The organism is Priestia sp. JV24 (assembly GCF_025910025.1).
Classification (GTDB): domain Bacteria; phylum Bacillota; class Bacilli; order Bacillales; family Bacillaceae_H; genus Priestia; species Priestia megaterium.
On the sequence record NZ_JAPCIN010000023.1, the window covers coordinates 88,754 to 111,951 of the forward strand.

At 39.8% G+C, this 23,198-nt stretch carries 21 protein-coding genes and 1 pseudogene; all 22 read right to left on the reverse strand.

The window, feature by feature from the left end; all coding sequences use genetic code 11:
- Positions 1–26: 26 nt before the first annotated feature.
- Positions 27–392, reverse strand: a complete 366-nt coding sequence (gene rbfA, locus OK414_RS21695; RefSeq protein WP_013058834.1) for a 30S ribosome-binding factor RbfA — start codon at positions 390–392, stop codon at positions 27–29.
- 14 nt (positions 393–406) lie between these two features.
- Entirely contained in the window at positions 407–685 is a 279-nt protein-coding gene (locus tag OK414_RS21700; RefSeq protein ID WP_016765375.1) for a DUF503 domain-containing protein, read from the reverse strand.
- A pseudogene (gene infB / locus OK414_RS21705) lies at positions 682–2,550 on the reverse strand (translation initiation factor IF-2); the annotation flags it as partial. The gene OK414_RS21700 and the pseudogene infB, both read right to left, overlap by 4 nt.
- A 22-nt stretch (positions 2,551–2,572) precedes the next feature.
- The gene (locus OK414_RS21710; protein ID WP_013058837.1) at positions 2,573–2,872 is read right to left on the reverse strand and encodes a YlxQ family RNA-binding protein; all 300 of its coding nucleotides are present in this window, start codon (positions 2,870–2,872) and stop codon (positions 2,573–2,575) included.
- Positions 2,872–3,153 (reverse strand): RNase P modulator RnpM, encoded by a 282-nt coding sequence (rnpM, locus tag OK414_RS21715; protein WP_013058838.1) that lies wholly within the window; start codon positions 3,151–3,153, stop codon positions 2,872–2,874. Before rnpM ends, OK414_RS21710 begins: the two co-directional genes overlap by 1 nt.
- Positions 3,154–3,166: 13 nt before the next feature.
- Positions 3,167–4,279 carry a transcription termination factor NusA gene (nusA, locus tag OK414_RS21720; protein ID WP_013058839.1) on the reverse strand — a complete coding sequence of 371 codons (1,113 nt, stop codon included), beginning with the start codon at positions 4,277–4,279 and terminating at the stop codon, positions 3,167–3,169.
- Between the two features lie 37 nt (positions 4,280–4,316).
- Positions 4,317–4,787, reverse strand: a complete 471-nt coding sequence (gene rimP / locus OK414_RS21725) for a ribosome maturation factor RimP (RefSeq protein ID WP_013084764.1) — start codon at positions 4,785–4,787, stop codon at positions 4,317–4,319.
- 364 nt (positions 4,788–5,151) lie between these two features.
- Positions 5,152–9,462: a PolC-type DNA polymerase III gene (locus OK414_RS21730; protein WP_263045045.1), complete on the reverse strand. Its 4,311-nt coding sequence runs from the start codon at positions 9,460–9,462 to the stop codon at positions 5,152–5,154.
- A gap of 118 nt (positions 9,463–9,580) precedes the next feature.
- A complete protein-coding gene (locus OK414_RS21735; RefSeq protein ID WP_034649235.1) occupies positions 9,581–11,278 on the reverse strand; it encodes a proline--tRNA ligase in 1,698 nt (565 codons plus the stop codon).
- 105 nt (positions 11,279–11,383) lie between these two features.
- Positions 11,384–12,643 (reverse strand): RIP metalloprotease RseP, encoded by a 1,260-nt coding sequence (gene rseP, locus OK414_RS21740; RefSeq protein ID WP_034649233.1) that lies wholly within the window; start codon positions 12,641–12,643, stop codon positions 11,384–11,386.
- A 78-nt stretch (positions 12,644–12,721) separates the two neighbouring features.
- Entirely contained in the window at positions 12,722–13,870 is a 1,149-nt protein-coding gene (gene dxr / locus OK414_RS21745; RefSeq protein ID WP_013058844.1) for a 1-deoxy-D-xylulose-5-phosphate reductoisomerase, read from the reverse strand.
- Between the two features lie 35 nt (positions 13,871–13,905).
- On the reverse strand, positions 13,906–14,697 hold the full coding sequence (locus OK414_RS21750; RefSeq protein WP_034649227.1) for a phosphatidate cytidylyltransferase: 792 nt from the start codon (positions 14,695–14,697) through the stop codon (positions 13,906–13,908).
- A gap of 18 nt (positions 14,698–14,715) precedes the next feature.
- Positions 14,716–15,498, reverse strand: a complete 783-nt coding sequence (locus tag OK414_RS21755) for an isoprenyl transferase (protein WP_013084770.1) — start codon at positions 15,496–15,498, stop codon at positions 14,716–14,718.
- 134 nt (positions 15,499–15,632) lie between these two features.
- Complete coding sequence (gene frr, locus OK414_RS21760) at positions 15,633–16,190, reverse strand: ribosome recycling factor (protein ID WP_013058847.1); 558 nt, start codon at positions 16,188–16,190, stop codon at positions 15,633–15,635.
- A gap of 2 nt (positions 16,191–16,192) precedes the next feature.
- Entirely contained in the window at positions 16,193–16,915 is a 723-nt protein-coding gene (gene pyrH, locus OK414_RS21765; protein ID WP_013058848.1) for a UMP kinase, read from the reverse strand.
- Positions 16,916–16,991: 76 nt separating this feature from the next.
- Positions 16,992–17,873: a translation elongation factor Ts gene (gene tsf / locus OK414_RS21770; RefSeq protein ID WP_013058849.1), complete on the reverse strand. Its 882-nt coding sequence runs from the start codon at positions 17,871–17,873 to the stop codon at positions 16,992–16,994.
- Positions 17,874–17,980: 107 nt separating this feature from the next.
- Positions 17,981–18,700, reverse strand: a complete 720-nt coding sequence (rpsB, locus tag OK414_RS21775; protein WP_013058850.1) for a 30S ribosomal protein S2 — start codon at positions 18,698–18,700, stop codon at positions 17,981–17,983.
- 158 nt (positions 18,701–18,858) lie between these two features.
- Positions 18,859–19,386 carry a hypothetical protein gene (locus OK414_RS21780; RefSeq protein WP_263045046.1) on the reverse strand — a complete coding sequence of 176 codons (528 nt, stop codon included), beginning with the start codon at positions 19,384–19,386 and terminating at the stop codon, positions 18,859–18,861.
- Between the two features lie 15 nt (positions 19,387–19,401).
- Entirely contained in the window at positions 19,402–20,163 is a 762-nt protein-coding gene (locus tag OK414_RS21785) for a FliA/WhiG family RNA polymerase sigma factor (RefSeq protein WP_013084772.1), read from the reverse strand.
- Positions 20,164–20,212: 49 nt separating this feature from the next.
- Positions 20,213–20,707, reverse strand: coding sequence for a chemotaxis protein CheD (locus tag OK414_RS21790; RefSeq protein WP_095378722.1), 495 nt, complete (start codon positions 20,705–20,707; stop codon positions 20,213–20,215).
- Between the two features lie 50 nt (positions 20,708–20,757).
- Positions 20,758–21,186 carry a chemotaxis protein CheW gene (locus OK414_RS21795; RefSeq protein WP_014458457.1) on the reverse strand — a complete coding sequence of 143 codons (429 nt, stop codon included), beginning with the start codon at positions 21,184–21,186 and terminating at the stop codon, positions 20,758–20,760.
- A gap of 30 nt (positions 21,187–21,216) precedes the next feature.
- Positions 21,217–23,196: a chemotaxis protein CheA gene (locus OK414_RS21800; protein ID WP_263045047.1), complete on the reverse strand. Its 1,980-nt coding sequence runs from the start codon at positions 23,194–23,196 to the stop codon at positions 21,217–21,219.
- Between the last annotated feature and the right edge of the window lie 2 nt (positions 23,197–23,198).

The following is a 23,198-nucleotide window of genomic DNA, read 5'->3' on the forward strand; positions in this document are numbered from 1 at the left end:
CTTTTTTGTTTCTACATTCACTGATCTTATTCGTTCTCTTGATGGTCATCGCTTTCTTTTTTAATTTCATGAAGCAATGATTCAATTCGATTACCATAATCAATTGATTCATCAAACTCAAACGTAATTTCAGGTGTTTTACGTAAGCGAATGCGCTGACCGATTTCTGAGCGGATAAATCCTTTTGCTTTCGCAAGGCCTTTTAACGTATTCTCACGCTGTTCAGCATCTCCTAAAACAGAGATATACACTTTCGCTTGCTGTAAATCGCCTGATACTTGAACATCTGTTACAGTCACAAAACCGATGCGCGGATCCTTGATTTTACGATTTAAAATCTCGCCCATCTCTTTTTTCATTTGTTCTCCGACTCTAGTTGCTCTTATGTTCATCTGTGTCACCCCTTTTATAACCAATCAAAAGTTGTAATGGTACGTTCAATCTCTGGAAAAGAATCAATCAAGCTTAGCGCTTTTTGCAGTTCTTGTTCCGTTGTGACACGGCTAGATGAGACTGCGACAATGCTAATTTTTGTTCGTTGCCACACATCTTGAAAATCAGTTTCTGAAACTGATACGTTAAACCGCTGCTTCAAGCGCATCAAGATGCGCTGAAGCACGGCACGTTTTTCTTTAAGAGAAGCAGCATTGTAAATTAAGCATTCACACTCCACTAGTCCAATCATTTAGGATCAATTTGCTCCATTACATATGCTTCAATAATATCTCCTTCTTTAATATCATTGAAGTTTTTAATTGTAATACCACACTCATATCCTTGAGCGACTTCTTTTGCATCGTCTTTAAAGCGTTTTAGCACATCTACTTCACCTTCAAAGATAACAATTCCGTCACGGATTAAACGAATTCCACTGTTACGTGTAATTTTACCGTCCGTTACGTAACTTCCTGCGATTGTACCAACTTTTGATACTTTGAATGTTTGACGTACTTCCACTTGACCGATGATTTTTTCAGCAAACTCAGGATCAAGCATTCCTTTCATCGCAGATTCAATTTCTTCAATTACTTTATAAATAATGCGGTGAAGACGAATATCTACGTTTTCTACGTCAGCTGTACGTTTTGCTCCAGCATCCGGACGCACGTTAAAGCCGATAACGATTGCGTTAGAAGCAGTTGCAAGAATGATATCAGATTCTGTAATCGCACCTACACCCGTATGGATAATACGAACATTTACACCCTCTACATCAATCTTTTGAAGAGCAGCAGCCAATGCTTCTACAGAACCTTGTACGTCTGCTTTTACGATAAGGTTTAAGTCTTTCATTTCACCTTGTTTAATTTTTTCAAATAAATCATCTAAGCTTACGCGAGATTTTTCACCGCGCTGTTGTTCAAGCTGCTTTTGAGCACGAGCTTCTCCGATTTGACGAGCTGTTTTCTCATCTTCAAACACTAAGAAACGATCTCCAGCTAACGGAACTTCGTTTAAGCCAGTAATCTCAACCGGAGTAGATGGTCCTACTTCCTTCACACGGCGGCCAATATCATTTACCATTGCGCGAACGCGGCCAAACGTATTTCCGACTACGATTGGATCACCTACGCGTAGTGTACCAGTTTGAACAAGAAGCGTTGCTACAGACCCACGGCCTTTATCTAGCTGTGCTTCTACAACTGTACCTGCTGCACGACGGTTAGGATTTGCTTTTAACTCTTCTACTTCACTTACAAGTAAAATCATTTCAAGCAATTGATCGATCCCTTCACCTGAAATGGCTGAAAGCTTACAGAAGATTGTTTCTCCGCCCCACTCTTCAGCTACAAGGCCGTGCTCCATTAGTTCTTGCATCACGCGATCTGGATTTGCTGCTTCTTTATCCATTTTGTTAACCGCAACAATAATTGGCACTTCTGCCGCTTTTGCATGGTTAATCGCTTCAATTGTTTGAGGCATTACACCATCGTCTGCTGCAACAACAAGGATTGTAATATCCGTTACTTGCGCACCGCGAGCACGCATCGTTGTAAATGCAGCATGCCCTGGTGTATCAAGGAATGTAATTTTCTTTTCATCAACCACAACTTGATAAGCACCGATATGCTGCGTGATACCGCCTGCTTCTGCAGCCGTTACTTTTGTGTTACGGATAGAGTCAAGAAGCGTCGTTTTACCGTGGTCAACGTGACCCATGATTGTAACAACTGGAGGACGCACTTGAAGATCTTTTTCGTCATCAATGATTTCTAATGATTCAAAAGCAGTGTCATCTACTACTACTTCTTCTTCAACTTCTACACCGTATTCTCCGGCAATTAGTTCGATAGAATCTTTATCTAACTCTTGGTTAATTGTTGCCATTACACCAAGCATAAATAATTTTTTAATAATTTCAGAAGGCTCTTTGCCTAATTCTTTTGCTAACTCAGAAACCGTTAAGCTTCCGACAAACGTTACTTTTTCCGGTAACTCTTTTGCAGCTGCTGGAGCTGGTCTACCTTTTGGTGCCTGTGACTTTTGTGCCTGTGGCTTTTTGTTACCTTTATTGTTTCCTTTGTTAGCTGTTGATTTTGTATTTTTATTCAATACTTTCACCCCCATAAAATTAACCGAGCATCGTTGCTAGCTTTTTAGCAAATCCCTCGTCCATAACGGCTACCACAACTCGAGCATCTTTACCAATCGCTTGACCTAGCGTGTAGCGATCGGGAACGATTTTAACCGAAACGTTATAGTAAGAACATTTATCCGTTACTTTTTTCTTTGTGTTTTCAGACGCATCGCTTGCTAAAAGTACTAACTTTGCTTTTTGTTTCCGAACTTCTCTAACCACAAGTTCTTCTCCAGAAATCAATTTGCGTGCACGGTTTGCAAGCCCTAAAAAGGAGATCCATTGTTCATTCATTAGCGTGACTGTTTCTCCTTTTCTACAAGCGCTAGCAACTCTTCATAAACCGCTTCATCTATTGACGCGCCTAAATGTGTCGAAAGCACATTTTTCTTTTTTGCCAATAAAATTGCTTCTTTATCCTTGCTTACATAAGCTCCGCGCCCGGACTTTTTACCCGTTACATCAACTGAAACGTCGCCTTCTTTTGAGCGTACAACGCGTACTAGCTCTTTTTTAGGCTTCATTTCTCCAGTGGCCACACATTTTCGCATCGGGACTTTTTTACGATTGTTCACCTTGGCTCACCTCTTATTCCATATCTTCATCTGAATCAAATGCATGTTGACTTACTAGCATATCATCGCTATTTTTTACAACCATACCTTCTTGTTCAGCTTCTGATTGACTTTTAATATCAATTTTCCAGCCTGTCAGCTTAGCAGCTAGACGTGCATTTTGTCCACGTTTACCAATTGCAAGTGACAGCTGATAGTCAGGAACGATAACAGTTGTTGCTTTTTCATTTTCATCTACAATCACATCTACTACCTTAGATGGACTTAAAGCGTTGGCAACAAATTCAACTGGATCATTTGACCAGCGAACAATGTCAATTTTTTCACCTTTTAGTTCATTTACAACAGCCTGTACGCGCTGACCTTTTGGCCCAACACAAGAACCGACCGGATCTACTTCAGCATACTCAGAATGAACAGAGATTTTTGAACGGTCTCCAGCTTCGCGAGCTACTGATTTTAATTCAACTGTACCGTCATAGATTTCCGGTACTTCTTTTTCAAAAAGACGTTTTAAAAGACCTGGGTGCGTACGTGAAACATAGATTTGCGGGCCTTTTGTTGTTTTTTCTACTTTCGTAATATACACTTTAATACGATCATGAGGTTTATACTGCTCATTTGGCATTTGCTCGCTTTGAGGAAGCAATGCTTCAATTTTGCCAAGGCTCACATAGATGAAGCGAGAATCTTGACGCTGAACAATACCTGTCATAATATCTTCTTCGCGATCGCTGAACTCTGAATAGATAACGCCTCGTTCCGCCTCACGAACACGCTGTGTAACAACTTGTTTTGCTGTTTGAGCCGCGATGCGTCCAAAGTCTTTTGGCGTTACTTCGATTTCAACCACATCGTCTAGTTGGAAGTTAGGGTTGATTGTTTGTGCTTCTTCAACCGAAATTTCCAGGCGTGGATCATATACTTCATCAACCACATCTTTGCGAGCAAACACGCGCATTGAACCTCTTTCTAAATTTAAATCAACGCGTACGTTTTGCGCTTGGTTAAAGTTGCGTTTGTAAGCAGAAATTAGCGCTGCTTCAATTGCTTCAATAATTACATCTTTGCTAATGCCTTTCTCTTTTTCAAGAATGACTAAGGCATCAAATAACTCACTGCTCATCGTTGGATAATCCCCCTTTAATATTGGCCCCTACACATTAAAATACAATCGCTAATCGAGCAAAAGCGACTTTGTCATATGGTAAAACCACCGTTTTTGTGCGTGTTTTGATACGAATAGATAATGTGACAGTTTCTCCGTCAAATGATTGTAATTCGCCTTCAAATTCTTTTGCACCTTCAATTGGTTCATATGTTTTTATGTATACATGCTTACCAATTGCACGTTCAAAATCTTTATCTTTTTTTAATGGGCGTTCCGCACCAGGCGATGATACTTCTAAAAAATAATTATGAGGGATTGGGTCTACTGCATCCATTTTCTCACTCAATTTTTCACTTACTGCTCCGCAGTCTTCGATATCCACGCCGGTATCAGAATCGATAAACACACGTAAAAACCAATCTTTTCCTTCTTTTACGTATTCAATTTCAACAAGCTCTAAATTCATTTCCTCTAAGATAGGGGAAACCATTTCTTCCACTGTTTGTTTTACATTTTTACTCATTCTAATCCTCCCTTCGAGACATTGCATGGTATGTTTAGGTTACGCGTTTTTTATGTCTCTTATATCAAAAAAGAGTGGTTTATTTGCTATTTTTATTTTGCACTCTATAAGAGGTCTAACCTACTAGAGTGGAAATGTTGTCATTTGTGTTGCAGGATTTTAAACGTCACATAATAAATCAATCATGGTGATTGAAAATCTACAGAAAAAACGAATCATGCTAGAAGCCGATTCGTTCTCCATACTACTTACTATGTCAGTAAGTTCATATCAATAAGAAAGAGCGGGTTTCCCCACTCTTTCTCGTCCGTATCCTTAGCATTTCCACAATTACTATATCATAACCGCTTATTTTATGCAAATGTTAGAAAAGAGAAAGCTGGTTCTGATCAGGTAATGATTCAAGGCATCCATGGTTGTCTAGATACTCTAAAATCGTCTTCGATACTTTGCCTCGCTGCTGCAAGTCTTCTTTCGATAAAAACTCTCCCGTTTCACGAGCTTTTACAATGTTCAGCGCTGCATTTGTGCCAAGACCGGGAATGGCATTAAACGGTGGAACTAAAGACGTGCCGTCAATTAAAAATTCGTCTGCGCTAGATTCATATAAATCTACTTTTTTAAATGAATAGCCTCGTTCGCACATTTCTAAAGAAAGCTCAAGCACCGTTAATAAGTTTTTCTCTTTAGGAGATGCATCTAAACCTTTGGCATTGATTTCTTCCATCTTCGCTCGAATGGCAGTTGACCCTTTGATCATCGTATCAATATCAAAGTCATCTGCACGAACCGTAAAGTATGCTGCGTAATAAAGAAGCGCGTGGTGCACTTTGAAATAAGCAATACGCACGGCCATCAATACATAAGCAGCCGCATGGGCTTTAGGGAACATATACTTAATCTTTTTACAAGAATCAATATACCAGTCCGGAACACCATTTTTGATCATTTCCTCTTCAAATTCAGGTGTTAGCCCTTTCCCTTTACGTACAGACTCCATAATTTTAAAGGCAAGTGAAGGTTCAAGACCTTGATAAATCAGATAAACCATGATGTCATCACGACAGCCGATTACTTCACTTAAGTTGCAAATATCATTGCGAATTAGCTCCTGTGCATTACCAAGCCATACGTCCGTCCCGTGCGACAGTCCCGAGATTTGAACAAGCTCTGAAAACGTCGTTGGCTTCGTATCTTCTAACATTTGACGCACAAAGCGCGTTCCAAATTCAGGTATGCCAAGCGTTCCTGTTTTACACATAATTTGCTCTTCTGTTACGCCAAGTGATTCCGTTCCACTAAAAATTTTCATCACTTCAGGATCATCCGTCGGAATCGTTTTTGGATCAATTCCACTTAAATCTTGAAGCATGCGAATCACGGTCGGATCATCGTGTCCGAGTATATCAAGTTTTAATAAATTATCATGAATCGAATGGAAGTCAAAATGAGTTGTTCTCCACTCGGAATTACGGTCATCAGCTGGAAACTGGATCGGTGAAAAATCGAAGATATCCATATAGTCCGGCACAACGATAATCCCCCCTGGATGCTGACCCGTTGTACGTTTTACGCCCGTACATCCTGCTACTAAACGATCCACTTCTGCGTTTCGTAAATGTAAATCACGGTCACCGGCATAGCCTTTTACATAGCCATAAGCTGTTTTTTCGGCTACTGTACCGATTGTTCCCGCGCGATATACATTATCTTCTCCAAACAGTACTTTTGTATAGTTGTGAGCTCGCGGCTGATACTCTCCGGAGAAGTTCAAATCGATATCGGGAACTTTGTCTCCTTTGAATCCTAAGAACGTTTCAAACGGAATATCGTGTCCATCTTTAATAAATGGTACGCCACAATCGTCGCAGCTTTTGTCCGGCAAGTCGAATCCGGAACCAACGGAACCGTCATTAAAAAACTCGGATTTCTTACATTTTGGACAAACATAATGCGGCGGCAGTGGATTTACTTCTGTAATTTCCGTCATCGTCGCAACGAATGAAGACCCTACGGAACCACGTGAACCAACTAAGTAACCATCATTCAACGATTTTTTAACGAGTTTATGCGAGATCAAGTAAATAACGGCAAACCCGTGGCCGATAATACTTTTCAACTCTTTCTCTAGACGGGCTTCTACTACTTCAGGCAGCTCTTCACCGTAGATGCTGCGTGCCATCGCATAGCTCATTTCACGCATTTCTTCGTCTGCACCTTCAATTTTTGGCGTATATAAATCATCTTTAATTGGTTTAATATCGTCAATCATATCCGCTATTTTTTGCGTATTATGAACAACAATTTCTTTCGCTTTGTTCCCGTCTAAAAATGAAAAACAATTCAGCATCTCATCCGTTGATCTAAAATGAACATCCGGCAGCTGATGACGGTTTAACGGGTTAGCCCCGCCTTGTGAACCAATTAAAATTTTTCGGTAAATTTTGTCTTCCGGATTGAGATAGTGAACATTTCCTGTTGCTACAACCGGCTTTCCAAGCTTTTCACCAAGCTTCACAATATTGCTGATAATATCTTTTAAGGCTTTCTCATCCCGCACTAAATCCAGTTCAATTAAGTGCTTGTAGTTGTCAGGGGGCTGCACTTCGATGTAATCATAAAATTCAGCTGCTCCTTCTACTTCATCAATTCCTTTTTGCATCATGCCTTCGAATACTTCGCCTCGGTCACATGCGGTTCCAATCAAGATGCCTTCTCGATATTTATCGAGCTGAGATCTTGGAATTCGCGGAACTCGATAAAAGTAATTTAAATGAGAAATCGAAACGAGTTTAAATAGATTTTTTAAACCTACGTCGTTTTGTGCTAAAAGCGTGGCATGATAAGGACGGGCCCGCTGATATGCATTCCCTTCTCCCATATAATCATTTAAGCGATCGTGCATCGTAATTTCGCGTTCAAATGCATCTTTCAGCATTTTATTTAACAAATAGCCAGTTGTTTCCGCATCGTAAATCGCGCGGTGATGCTGCACAAGTTCAATATCAAACTTTTTAGCAAGAGTATTTAAACGATGGTTTTTCATATGCGGATACAAAAATCTTCCGAGTTCAAGCGTATCAATAACGCCGTTAGCTGCTTTTTCTAATCCGATTTTTTGCAGTCCCATATTTAAAAATCCCATATCAAAGCTTGCATTATGAGCAACTAAAATACTGTCGCCCATCCACTCATGAAAATCACGAAGTACTTCTGAGATTTCAGGCGCATTTTGGACCATATCATCTGTAATACCCGTCAGTTCAATTGTTGTTGCAGACAGAGGATGATGAGGATTTGCAAACCGTTCAAATCGATCGATGATTTCGCCTTCTTTCATCTTCACAGCAGCAAGTTCAATAATGGTATCGTATACGGCTGACAAACCGGTTGTTTCGACGTCAAATACGACGTAAGTTGCTTCTGTCAAATCCACATGCTGCGGATTATAGGCAATCGGCACGCCGTCGTCTACTAAATTGACTTCCACTCCGTACAGTATTTTAATGCCGTTCTTTTTCCCGGCTCCATACGCTTCAGGAAACGACTGTGCAACCGCGTGATCAGTTATCGCTACAGCCGGATGTCCCCATTTTTTGGCTTGTCCGACTAAAGCTCCAACAGATGAAACGGCATCCATTTGACTCATTGGCGTATGCAAGTGAAGTTCCACACGCTTTTCATCTTCAGGCGCTGTATCCTGTCTAGCGGGACCGGTAATCTCGTTAACATCATTTCCAATCATAACTAGATCACGAACAAATGTATCGTTTTGTACACTTCCGCGAACCTTCACCCACATTCCTTTTTTAATCGCTTGAAGTAAAGGAATATCTTCTTTATCACGTGAAAACATTTTAACCATAATAGAGTTTGTATAATCTGTCACTTTAAAAATAAGAAGCGTACGTCCGCTTCGTAATTCTCTCGTTTCTGCATCAAATACGTAGCCTTCAACGGCAATTCGCTTTTCTTCATCCACAATGGAATCCAGGCGAACCGTCTCGTCTTTAATCGTATATCCAATTGTAAGCGGACCTTTTGGTAGGTCTGGTCCATCACTTTTTTCATTTTCTTTATTTTGCATTTCTGTGATGGCTTGTAATACTTTTTCTGTATCTTCTTGTTTTCGTTGCTCTACAAACTGCTGAAATGCTTCTTCTGAATGTACAACTTCCGTCATTAGCTGAAGGTTCGGAAACCCATAGGACGCATACTGATCAGCAATTAACTGACTATACTTTTTACGTAAAGCCGTTCCTTCTGCATCATGTCGTGCGTTCACAATCAATTTGGCACCGTTCAATCTCGGCATTTGATCTTGTAAAAGCGACTGTAAAAGGGGAGATATGCCCTGCATTTCTCCAATACAATGCTTCCAATATGACTGTACATGCTCTTCCGTACATTCTTTATTAACGGTTTGAATAGAAAAAGAAACACTCGCAATATGAGAAAAAGCTGAAGACATGCGAGCATGGAATAACTCATAAATCTCAAAAGGTAATAACCCTTCTAAAGAAAAATGGAAATGCCATTTTTTTTGTTCTTTCTGAATGACGAGCTTTTCAATCGCTGCGTTTTCAAAGTAAGGAACAATTTGATCACTCGTCAGCTCTAACTGCTGCAGCAGCAACTTAAAACGCTCTTTTTTTCCTAGCGTTTGTGCTTCCAAGTTTTCTGCCTCCTTTTATAAATGAGTGCAATCTATTTTAACATAAATGACTTCTATTCTGTCATATGTTCTGTTTATAAACATAAAAACAGCAGGGATACAAATCCCCGCTGCTTCATTACTTCGCTAGCAGTTCTTTCACTGTTGAAACAAGATTGTCAACTGACACTTCTAATGACTCCCCAGTTTTGCGTACTTTTACTTCTACAATTCCTTCAGATGCACGTTTACCAACTGTTACTCGAACAGGAAGACCAATTAGATCTGAATCTGCAAATTTTACTCCTGCACGCTCTTGGCGGTCGTCTAACAGCACTTCAAAGCGATTATCTAATAACTCATTATATAATTTCTCACCTAGTTCACGCTGTTCATCATTTTTCACGTTAACTGGAATAACGTGCACTTGATAAGGCGTAACAGCTTCTGGCCATAGAAGACCGTTTTCATCATTAAATTGTTCTGCAATCGCAGCTACTGTACGAGAAACACCGATACCATAGCAGCCCATAATCATTGGCTGGCTGCGTCCGTTCTCATCTAGATACGTTGCTCCCATCGCTTCACTGTAGCGCGTTCCTAGCTTAAAGACGTGTCCGACTTCAATACCTTTAGCAAACTTAATAACGCCTTGTCCATCCGGTGACTGATCCCCTTCTTGGATGAAGCGGAAATCTTCGTAAGTTGCATTAAAGTTACGCTCATTCACATTTGTGTAGTGATAACCTTCTTCATTTGCTCCGCATACACCGTTAGCAATTGCTTTTACCGCATGATCAGCTACCACTTCTACTGAATCACTTACTCCAATCGGTCCTACTGAACCAACTGCGCATTTTAATACTTCTTTTGTTTCTTCTGGAGTTGCCAGTTCAACAACGGAAGCTTCAAAATAGTTTTTCACTTTAATATCGTTTACTTCGTGATCCCCGCGAACAAGTACAAGCACAAAACGATCATCTACTTTAAATAAAAGGGACTTGATACAAGAAGTCGCTTCAACATTTAAGAAAGCAGCTACGTCTTCAATGCTATGCTGATTTGGTGTTTCCACTTTTGTTAATTCTTTTTCAGCTTCACCTGATTTTCCATACGTATTTACAACCGGTGCCATTTCAACATTTGCTGCATAAGAAGATGTATCTGAATAAGCGATTGTATCTTCCCCGATTTCAGAAAGAACCATAAATTCATGCGTATCTTTTCCGCCCATTGCACCTGAATCAGCGATAACAGCACGGAAATTTAATCCGCAGCGCTCAAAGATGCGGCTGTAGGCAGCAAACATTTTATCATATACTTCATCTAAACTTTCTTGAGAAGCATGAAACGAATATGCATCTTTCATAATAAATTCACGACCGCGTAATAAGCCAAAGCGTGGACGTTTTTCATCGCGGAACTTCGTTTGAATTTGATATAAATTTAGCGGTAAACGTTTGTATGACTTCACTTCGTCACGAAGCAAGCTTGTGATAACTTCTTCGTGTGTTGCTCCCAAAGCAAATTCACGGCCGTGACGATCTTTCATACGCATTAACTCAGGTCCGTATGAATACCAGCGGCCAGACTCTTGCCACAATTCAGCTTGTTGTAAAGCAGGCATTAATAATTCGACAGAACCTGCACGGTCCATCTCTTCACGAACAATTTGTTCAACTTTTTGCAATACGCGCTTACCAAGCGGTAAAAAGCTGTACACGCCGCTTGCATTTTGGCGCATATAACCTGCGCGCAATAGAAGCTGATGGCTTTTTATATCCGCATCAGCTGGCACTTCTCTTAATGTAGGAATCAATGTAGAACTTTGTCTCATAACCTCGCACCTCTTTGCTTACTTCTCTATCTTATTTTTTTAAGGCGGACCATGCCGCAATTTTCATATAATCAGCGAGGGAATATCCCTCGCTGAGCGTATGTCTTATAAAAAGAACTTTTGAATATCGTTCCACGTTACAACGAGCATCAGCAGCATTAATAAAGCAAAACCGATAAAATGAACAACGCCTTCTTTTTGACGATCAATTGGCTTACCGCGAATTCCTTCTACAGCGAAGAACAACAGTCGTCCTCCATCTAAAGCAGGAAGTGGAAGCAAATTGACAATCCCTAAGTTAATACTTAAAACGGCTGCCCATTTCATTAGATAATAAATGCCTGACTGTGCTACTTGATCGGTTGCTGCGTAAATACCTACAGGACCAGAAAGCATATCCAGTTTGAACTGTCCTGTCACAAGCTTCCCTAGACCCGTTAAGATTTCTTTCATCCACGTATATGTCTCAGTAGCTCCGTGCGTGATCGAACCAATGAATGACTTTTCAACCGGTGCATATACGCCAATTAATCCAATTGTCTGTTCCCCAACTTTGCGACTTTCAGGTGTAATCGGAATATCTAGCGTTTTGCCGCCGCGCTGAACCGTGAATGTAATTTGCTGTTCAGGATGTTTTTGAATTACTTTTACGACATCATCCCACGTTGAAACACTTTGTCCATCAATTGCTTGAACTTTATCTCCTTGTTTGAGTCCCGCATCAACGGCTACTCCATCTGATGTTAATTTGCCCATCACGGGTTTGTCAACAACATATCCTTGAGAAATCCCAAGAACGATAAAAATAACAAAGGCTAATATAAAGTTCATTAGCGGACCAGCGAAAATGGCTAGCGCACGCTGACCAAGAGTTTTAGAAGCAAACTGACGGCTGTAAGGTGCAATTTGAATTTCTTCTCCGTCCATAACGAAGTAAGATTCTTCTGCTACCTCGAATTTTTGCAGACGTTCATCTTCACCTTCTTCATAACCTGAAATAAATAGATTATGCTCTAAGTCTGCTTGCTCTACCTCAATAACTTTTGCATTTGGATGCTGTTCCTTGTTATTAATAATGACTTTATTTACTTTGCCTTCCTTATCAAACATGAGGCCCACCATTTGACCAGGCTTTACTTCGATCATTTCTGGGTCTTCTCCAGCCATTCGAACAAATCCACCTAGAGGCAGCAAGCGAATGGTATAAACTGTTTCATCTCGTTTAAACGAAAAGATTTTGGGACCAAACCCAATGGCAAACTCACGACATAAGATGCCTGCACGCTTTGCAAAAACTAAATGACCAAGCTCATGAAAGAATACAAGAGCTCCAAAAATGACGACAAACGCAATGACTGTGTTCAATGGGTATTACCCCCTTCATGTAATAGAGTCAAATCTCCACCCCCCAGAAATAAGTGAGTGGCTTCTCTCGCACGCACATTATCGAGAGATGGCGGATCTAACAAACTCTCTTGCTTCTAAATCTACTTCTTTAATAGTAGATAAACAAGGTTTCTGTATTACAGTATGTTCATTCATTGCTTTTTCAATCACATCTTCAATTTGTAAAAATGTAATGTGACCATCTAAAAAGGCTTGAACAGCTTCTTCATTAGCTGCGTTTAAAACAGTCGGAAGTGTTCCACCCGCTTTGCCAGCCTCAAATGCAAAAGCTAAACAGCGAAAACGCTCTTCATCCATTTTAGCGAAGTGAAGCTGACCAATATCCGCCAAACTTAAACGCTTGGTGTTAGGCAAAGACATGCGTTTTGGATACGTTAACGCGTATTGAATTGGCACGCGCATATCAGGCGTTCCAAGCTGAGCAATAACGCTTGTATCCGAATACTCTACCATAGAATGAATGATGCTTTCCTTATGTAACAATACATCAATTTTCTCATAGGGAAGATCAAAAAGCCAATGTGCTTCAATCACTTCTAACCCCTTATTCATCATCGTTGCCGAATCAATTGTAATTTTAGCTCCCATCGACCAGTTTGGATGATTTAATGCATCTTCAACCGTTACTCCCTGTAGTTCTGCTCTCGTTTTATCTCGAAAACTTCCTCCAGAAGCCGTTAAAATTAAACGGTCTATTGCTTTTTGATCTTGCCCTTGCAAACTTTGAAAAATAGCTGAGTGCTCACTGTCTACCGGTAAAATATCAGCGCCATATTCCTTGGCTGCTTCCATGACAAGGTGACCAGCGGTAACAAGTGTCTCCTTATTTGCAATAGCAATCGTTTTTCTCATTTTGATTGCTTCTAGCGTAGGAGTCAACCCTACACTTCCAAGAACAGCATTTACTAAAACTTCTGTGGATGGATGAGTCGCCACTTCCACAAGCCCTTCTTCTCCATAAACAAATCGAATAGAAGGGAATTCTGCTTGCAGTGACAGACAATCTTCTTTCTTCATCACAGAAACAAGGGCTGGCTTACACTGCTGAATAATCTTTCTTGCTTCATTAATATTTCGACCTACAGAGATTGCTGAGAGCTCAAAATGCTCCGGATGCGCTCGAACAATATCAACGGTTTGAGTACCGATTGAACCTGTAGCTCCTAACAAGGAAATTTTCTTCAAGTATATTCACTCCTATTAAAACAAAGACATCTTTTTTATAGAGATAATAAAAAAGCTAAAATTGGCATGATGAACATTAAACTGTCAAAACGGTCTAAAATCCCACCATGACCTGGTAAAATCTTTCCTGAATCTTTTACGCCATAGTGACGTTTGAACGCTGATTGTACAAGATCACCCATCTGTCCAAATAACGATACGATAATACCAATTACAAGTAGTTCGATCATAGTTTGATCAATATTTGCTAACAGCTTAAATACAATGGCTACTATAATAGCGCATACGATGCCACCGACAAAACCTTCAATTGTTTTATTGGGACTGATTTCCGGCCATAGCTTTCGTTTTCCCATTGCTCGTCCAATAAAATAAGCTCCAGAATCCGTCGCCCAAATAATAAGAAAAGCAAAGAACAAATAAGCTAAGCCGAACTCTTGACGAACCTCGATAAAATAATGAAAGCCAAAGCCAACATATACTGTCGTTAATAAAATAAACCCAACGTCATCGAAGGTAAATTTATTTTTAACTACAACCGTGTACATTAATAAAAGAAGGACAGCAGCAAGCGCTACTTCTATCTTATGTTCACTTAAGAATTGAAATGCAACATCTCTTCCATTTGGTAGTAAAAACACCCAGGTTAGCAATAAACTAATGATACTTGGAAAAGACATTGCTTTCAAATGTTTCATTTTTAAAAGCTCAATTACACCAACTGTTCCGATTACATACATGATAAGGGTAAAAGGTAACCCTCCAATTAAAACAATCGGCACAAATACCGCAAGTGCTACAATCGCGGTGATAATGCGCTGTTTCATCTTGTTTTCCACACCTTCTTATACACCACCAAAGCGGCGACCGCGCTTTTGAAACGCCTCGACTGCTTCGATTAAATGATTTTCTTTAAAATCTGGCCATAATACTTCTGTAAACCAAAACTCTGTGTAAGCTAGCTGCCAAAGCATAAAATTACTTAAGCGAAGCTCACCGCTTGTACGAATAAGCAAATCCGGATCTGGAAGGCTTTTGCTCATTAAATAGGAAGAAAATAAATTTTCTGAAATAGAAGAGGAAGCTACTTTTCCCTGTTCTACATCTTCTACCAATGACTGAATAGCGCCCATGATTTCGTGACGGCTACCGTAATTGAGCGCGAAGTTTAAAATCAGCCCTGTGTTATGCTTTGTTTTTTCAATTGCATTATCCACGGCTCGAATCGTATGGGCAGGGAGCTCACTTTTATCCCCCATAATACGAACTTGCACATTTTTTTCAATTAGCTCAGGCAGAAAGGTTGTTAAAAATTCCTCTGGCAGTTTCATTAAAAACTCGACTTCAATTTTGGGGCGCTTCCAATTTTCAGTGGAAAATGCATATAAAGTTAATACTTTAACACCTAATTCATTGGCCGATCTGGTCACATGACGTACTACCTTCATTCCTTCATGATGGCCCATCATGCGAGGAAGAGCTCGTTTTTGCGCCCAACGACCGTTCCCATCCATAATAATTGCAATATGTTCAGGAACAGGGTGCTGTTTCACTTGATCTTTTCGTTCTGACAAAGACAGTGTATTTAAATCTTGACTTTTCTTCCATGCTTGAAATTTTCTTAACATGCAAAGGTCCCCCGTTGTACGCTCTCACATAAACGTGTGGCTTATGTGAGTTTTTTCTTACTACACATTATTAACAAAAAAACCCCCTGTAAACAATAGAGGGTCTTTTACAATATATTTTACCTTGAAATGACTTAAACTGCCATAATTTCTTCTTCTTTATCTTTCGCCACTTTATCCACTTTTACAATATGATCATCTGTTAGCTTTTGAATGTCATCACTGTAGCCGCGTAAATCGTCTTCAGTAATTTCACCTTTTTTCTCTAACTTTTTGAAATCATCGTTTGCATCACGGCGTACGTTACGAACCGCAACTTTTGCTTCTTCAGCATATTTTTTCACCATTTTCACTAACTCACGACGACGCTCTTCCGTTAAAGCAGGAATCGATAAACGGATAATAGTTCCATCGCTTGTAGGTGTTAACCCTAAGTCAGATTTTAAAATAGCTTTTTCAACCTCACCAATTTGTGATTTGTCATAAGGCTGAATAACAAGCATACGAGCTTCAGGCACGCTTACTTGCGCCAATTGGTTAATTGGTGTTGGTGCACCGTAGTATTCTACCGTTACGCGGTCAAGAAGTGACGCGCTTGCACGTCCAGCACGAATTGATGCTAGTTCGCGGCTAAATGATTGAATTGCTTTTTCCATTCTTTCTTTTGCGTTTTGCAACACTTGTTTTGGCATGTTTATTTCCCCTTTACAATTGTTCCAATGTTTTCGCCTGTAACGGCACGTTTAATATTGCCTTCTTCCGTAATTGAAAAAACAATTAGCGGAATATCATTGTCCATACATAATGAAGAAGCTGTAGAATCCATCACAGCTAGTCCATCTTTTAAAACATCAATATACGTTAATGTTTCGTATTTTACAGCATCAGGTACAAGCTTAGGATCCGCATTATAAACGCCATCTACGTTGTTTTTAGCCATTAAGATCACGTCAGCTTCAATTTCAGCTGCACGCAAAGCTGCTGTTGTATCTGTAGAGAAATAAGGGTTTCCTGTACCCGCGGCGAAGATAACAACGCGTTTTTTCTCGAGATGACGAACAGCTTTTCTTCTAATATAAGGCTCTGCTACTTGTCTCATCTCGATAGAAGTCTGAACTCGTGTTTGCACACCAATGTTCTCTAAGCTATCTTGAAGAGCCAAAGAGTTCATTACTGTTGCTAGCATTCCCATATAATCAGCAGCGGCACGATCCATACCCATTTCACTGCCAATTTTACCACGCCAAATGTTTCCACCACCAACGACTACAGCAATTTCCACACCTAATTCATAAACGGCTTTTACTTGTTCAGCAACAGATTTGATGATGGATGGGTTAATACCAAAACCCTCTTCACCAGCTAATGCTTCTCCACTTAACTTTAATACGATACGATTATATTTTGCTTGACTCATGCTTACCTCCATCGTTAACGGTGAGATCTCTTTTGTAAAAAAGGGAACACACAGTGTTCCCTATACGGTCAAACCCTTACTTTTTAACTTGGTTCATTACTTCTTCAGCGAAGTTGTCTTGACGTTTCTCAATACCTTCTCCTACTTCAAAACGAACGAAGCTTTCAACAGTAGCGCCTTTGCTCTCAACGAACTGACGTACTTTTTGATCAGGATTTTTAACAAATGTTTGATCTAGTAAGCAAATATCTTCGAAAAATTTGCCAAGGCGACCTTCAACCATTTTTGCAACGATTTTTTCTGGTTTGCCTTCGTTTAATGCTTGTTGAGTTAATACTTCGCGCTCACGCTCAGTTTCTTCAGCAGAAACTTGGTCACGAGAGATGTATTTAGGGTTGATTGCAGCAATGTGCATAGCAACGTCTTTTGCAACAGCTTCTTCAGTTGTACCAGATAATACTGTTAACACACCGATACGTCCGCCAGCATGTAGATAAGCACCGAATGCATCAGCATCAGTTTTTGTTGCTACAGCAAAACGACGTAGAGATAATTTTTCTCCGATTGTAGCGATTGCAGAGTTGATGTGTTCTTCAACAGTTGCACCGTTTTCCATTTTTTGAGTAGCAGCTTCAGCAGCGTCAGCTGGTTTGTTAGCTAAGATGTGAGCAGCTAATTCTTTTGTTAATTTTTGGAAACCTTCGTTTTTCGCAACGAAATCAGTTTCAGAGTTAACTTCTAAGATAACAGCTTCGTTACCTTGAGTTTCGATGTAAGTTAGACCTTCAGCAGCAATACGGTCTGATTTTTTAGCAGCTTTTGCAATACCTTTTTCACGTAAGAAATCGATTGCTTGCTCCATATCACCGTTAGTTTCAGTTAACGCTTTTTTACAATCCATCATACCAGCGCCAGTTTTTTCACGTAATTCTTTTACCATTTGAGCAGTAATTGCCATAATGTATAGCCTCCTTGTTTGGGTATGTAATTAATGTATATAAATGGGTTAAATCTTTTCAAAAAAAGGTGATAAAAGGCTATTCCCTCTTATCACCTTTCACGGAATTAAGCAGTAGTTGTTTCAGTTTCAACTGCTGTTTCTTCACCTTGTTTAGCTTCTAGAATAGCATCAGCAACTTTAGAAGTTAAAAGTTTAACAGCACGAATTGCATCATCGTTTGCAGGGATTACATAATCAATTTCGTCTGGATCACAGTTAGTGTCTACGATACCAACGATTGGAATGTGTAATTTTTTAGCTTCCGCTACTGCAATACGCTCTTTACGAGGGTCAATGATGAATAATGCATCTGGAAGTTGTTTCATATCTTTAATGCCGCCTAAGAATTTTTCAAGACGCTCTAACTCTTTTTTAAGTTGAACTACTTCTTTCTTAGGTAGTACTTCGAAAGTACCGTCTTCTTGCATTTTTTCGATATCTTTTAAACGTTTGATACGTTTTTGGATAGTTGAGAAGTTAGTTAATGTACCACCTAACCAACGTTGGTTAACAAAGTACATACCAGCGCGAGCTGCTTCTTCTTTAACAGAATCTTGAGCTTGTTTTTTCGTACCTACGAATAAAACAGTACCGCCGTCTGCAGCTAATTCTTTAACGAATTTGTACGCTTCTTCTACTTTCTTAACTGTTTTTTGAAGATCGATAATGTAGATGCCGTTACGCTCAGTGAAGATGTATTTCTTCATCTTTGGGTTCCAACGGCGAGTTTGGTGACCGAAATGTACACCAGCTTCTAGTAATTGTTTCATTGAAATTACTGACATGTGTTTTTCCTCCTAATGGTTTTAAGTCTCCTCCGCTCATTTCATCTTCAGCCGAAACTACAAAAAGTAGCACCATCAACCGAATCAACAAGCGTGTGTAATAACACCAAAAACAAATATAGCACACTCCTTTTTCACAAGCAAGCGTTTCATTAAGTTTATTGATGAAATTTCAATAATAATTCAATTTCAGTTTTCCCTCTGTGTAAATGTTTTGCAATTTCTTCAATTGTTAAACCTTTTCTCTTTAAATAAACAGAAAATTCTTTTATCTCTTCACCTGACAAATCTTGAATTTGGTCTGTAGTTAATTCATCAAAAGGTGTGCATATATGCTTCTGATTTTCTTCTATAGAAAGAAGTTCATGCAGCGACTGGGACGGCTCACTTTTTAGATCCACCCTTTGAACAGGCACGTCTTCTTCATCTACCAAAGGTGATTTTACGCTGCTTTTTTCCACTTCCGAAGAAAGCGAAGTGGAACTCTCTCGAAGCTGCCTTAAAAACTGTTCGTTTTGTTCTTGAAATTCAGCGAGATATGAACCCATCGCAGCTTCCATTTTATTTATATTTTGCTGGTCCAAGCGTTCAATCCTTTTCACTTTGGTCACTTGCATATATAAAAGAATAATGCAAAACAGTGATAGACCATGAATTAAAAAACTAACTGTGAGTAAAAACCCCATCCTTTTACCTCTTTGCTAAATTATTTTACTTAAACTCGTACGCATTTTAAACAGCGCTTTCGAATGAATTTGAGAAATACGTGAAGTAGATAGCCCTAACAGCTGTGCGATTTCTGTAAAAGTCAACTCTTCTTTATAGAATAATGAAACAACGAGCTGCTCTTTTTCATTTAGCTGCTCGATAACTTCAGCAAGCTCTTGATATCGTTCGTCGTTAATTAGCTCCTCTTCAGGAGAGAGCGTTTTTTCATCTTTAATCGTATATTTTTGTTCTCCATCTTCATACTCTTTCGGCTGTTCTTCCATTGACAACACGTTAGCTAAAAAGCCTTCATTCATCGTATGAACGACATCTGCTTCTGTCATGCCCACTTCTTTTGCAACCTCACTTGGTGCAACTCTGCGCAAGTATCTTTGTTCAAGTGCTTCTGTTGCTTGCTCAATCCTTTTCGTCTTTTCCCTTGCGCTTCTTGATAACCAGTCTTCTTTACGAAGCCCGTCTATTATCGCCCCTCGAATTCGAAAAGACGCATATGTATCAAACTTTAAGTCTCTACCGTAATCAAACTTTTCCAAAGCATCGTAAAGACCGATTAACCCTAAACTACGAAGCTCTTCTTTATGAATATTTTTCGGCAGCCCCACGCTAATCCGCTGAACGTGATAGTTAACGAGCGGCATATACTTTTTAACAAGCATGTTTCCCGCATGTGAGTCTCTCGTCTCTCTCCATTCCTGCCAAATTTTATGTTCTTCAACTTCTTGTATACTTTTCAAGGGTCTTTCAACTCCTTTTTATAGCGCTATTAAACGATCAGAGCGCGCTTTATATCGTTTTTATCCCTTCGTTAATCGTACGAACCTTTAAAATAGCCGTTTGAGGATCAAATTCAATTGTGCGTCCGTTGTGTCCTCCTGTAGCTTTTGCTGCAATTTCTACACTGTTTCTATGCAGCTCTCTCTCTACTGCTTGAACATTTCGAAGGCCAATTCGCATGACATCATTTCTTGGTTCAAATTGAAACATCTGCGCGCCTCCTGCTATTTTTGCTTTTAACAATTTTCTATGTGCGCCTTGTTTAATCAACATATTTATCAAATCAAAAATGGCTGTATCTGCATATTTAGCTCTATTAAAAGGACATTTAGCTCCGCTTGAATCCGGAAGCATCACATGAGCGAGCCCAGCTACTGAGTGAACAGAGTCATAAACGACAACTCCTACACATGATCCTAATCCCGCTGTTCGAAGCACTGCGGGTGCATGTGTAACATTCATCTCGGCAATCCCTACCTTAATCACTTGTTTATCATCTCTCACGATTCTTCAACTCCTAGAACCTTCAGCGTGATATCCATTATTCGTTTGACTCACTGGAGGTGGTCTTCTAAAGAGAGCACTTTAGGTAAATTTAGAAGAACAATTAAACGGCTATCTACTTTAACGACTCCGTTTAAGTATTCAACAGCTGTTCCTTCAACTGTTTCAGGCACTGAAGCAATCGTTTTTTCATCAATATCCACTACATCATTTGCCGCATCGACAATCAAACCTGCTTCTACATCATTAAGACGAACCATAATAATACGTGTCAGCTCATGGTTAAGCTGTTCTTGCAAGTTAAAACGAGTGCGCAAATCAATAATCGGTGTAATAACACCGCGAAGGTTAATAACACCTTTTACATATTCTTTTACTCCAGGAACGCGTGTTATGTGCTGAATCTTTTCAATCGACTGCACTTCTTCTACTGAGATTCCGTACTCCTCGTCTCCCAATTGAAACACAATAATTTTCATGCCTTTCTCCCTTTCTTTTCACAGCATTTGTTATTTAATCAAAGCGTTGCAATCAATGATAAGTGCTACTTGTCCATCCCCTAAAATCGTGGCTCCTGAAATAGCAAACACACCCGGCAGATAATGACCTAAAGATTTTAAAACAATTTCCTGCTGACCGATAAAAGAATCAACAATTAGCCCAGCGGTCTTTTCTCCTTTTTTCACGATGACTACTGAATAATGATCACCTTGTACCGAGTTAGGCACAGTGAATAGTTCTTTTAAATCAAGAAGAGGAATAATGGCTCCTCGAAAGTCAATAACCTTTTGACCGTGTACATGCATGACCTCTTTGGGCTGAACAATAGCTGTTTCAATAATCGAAGAAAGCGGCAAGGCATAGCGCTCTTCACTCATTTGCACGAGTAAAGCAGAAATGATAGAAAGAGTGAGCGGCAGTTGAATAGAAAAACGCGAACCGTATCCTTCGTTAGAATCGATCGTTACAGAACCCCCTAGCGATTCAATCGTGTTTTTCACGACATCTAAACCTACTCCTCGTCCGGAAACATCTGAAATCTGCTCAGCCGTCGAAAAGCCCGAAGCAAAAATGAGCTCGTACACTTGTTTATCCGTCAGCGTTTCAGCTGTTTTCCCATCAATAATTCCTCGATCCAACGCTTTTTGCAGTACCTTTTCACGATTGATGCCCGCCCCGTCATCTTCTAAATCAATAAAGACATGATTTCCACTATGATAAGCTTTAAGGCGAATCGTTCCCTTTTCATTCTTTCCGTTCTCTAAGCGTGCTTGAGGCATTTCAATTCCGTGGTCAACGGCATTTCTTAATAAGTGAACAAGCGGATCTCCAATTTCATCAATGACGGTTCGGTCCAGCTCTGTATCAGCTCCGACAATTTGAAGTTCAATTTGTTTCCCTAAATCTTTTGAAAGCTGTCTCACCATACGGGGAAAACGATTAAAAACGGTTTCTACAGGCACCATACGCATGTTTAAAATAATTGTTTGCAAGTCTCCCGAAATACGAGACATCCGCTCTACCGTTTCGTCTAATTCGCTATTATTCAATTCTTTTGATATTTGTTCTAACCTGCCTCTATCAATAACCAGTTCTTCAAACAAATTCATAAGACTGTCCAAACGGTCAATATTAACTCGAATCGTCTTGTTATTTGAGGGCGGTCTTTTCTCTTCAACAGGAAATTTGGAAGGTTCTGACATAGTAACTTCCTGTATGGCTGTTGCTACTTTTGGTGAAACAAGCCCCTCCATTTCTGTCTCCTTTTTTACGGGGACCGCAGCAATTTTCACACTTTCTACTTCAGAGACTTCCATAATGCTCGCCTGCAGCTTTTCTTGTGATTCGTTTGTTACTAGTAAAACGATAAAAGATAATTCAAATTTTTCCTGTTCGATATCTTGAACAGTTGGCGCTGACTTAATGACGTCTCCTGCTTGCTCTAACACATCAAATACCATATAAGCGCGTGCAGCTTTTAATAAGCAGGTGCGTTCAAGCTGTACGGTTATTTCAAACGCGTTAAATCCTTGGTCTGCTGTTTGGCTGAGCAGCGTTTGTACTAATTCATCGTACTCAATGGAAGAAGCTGCATGCTGTGCTACAGGTTCCTCTGCTACAATACGCTGCAGCTTTTGAACAAGCAATTTGACATCAAGCTGACCATCGCCGCCTTCAGAAATAGATTGAACCATTATTTCTAGCGCATCGACTGATTCAAACAAAGCATCAAGAACTTCCGTATGAACGTCGAGTTGGTGATTTCGAACAGCATCTAACACGTTTTCCATTTTGTGAGTTAATTGTGCTAAATCATCAAATCCCATTGTTGCAGACATACCTTTTAACGTATGAGCAGACCGAAAAATTTCGTTTACATAGCCAAGATCATCGGTATTTTTTTCAAAACGCATTAGCTGGTCATTAACGTTTTGAAGATGTTCCCTGCTTTCTTCAATAAACACTTCTAGATATTGATTCATATCCATCG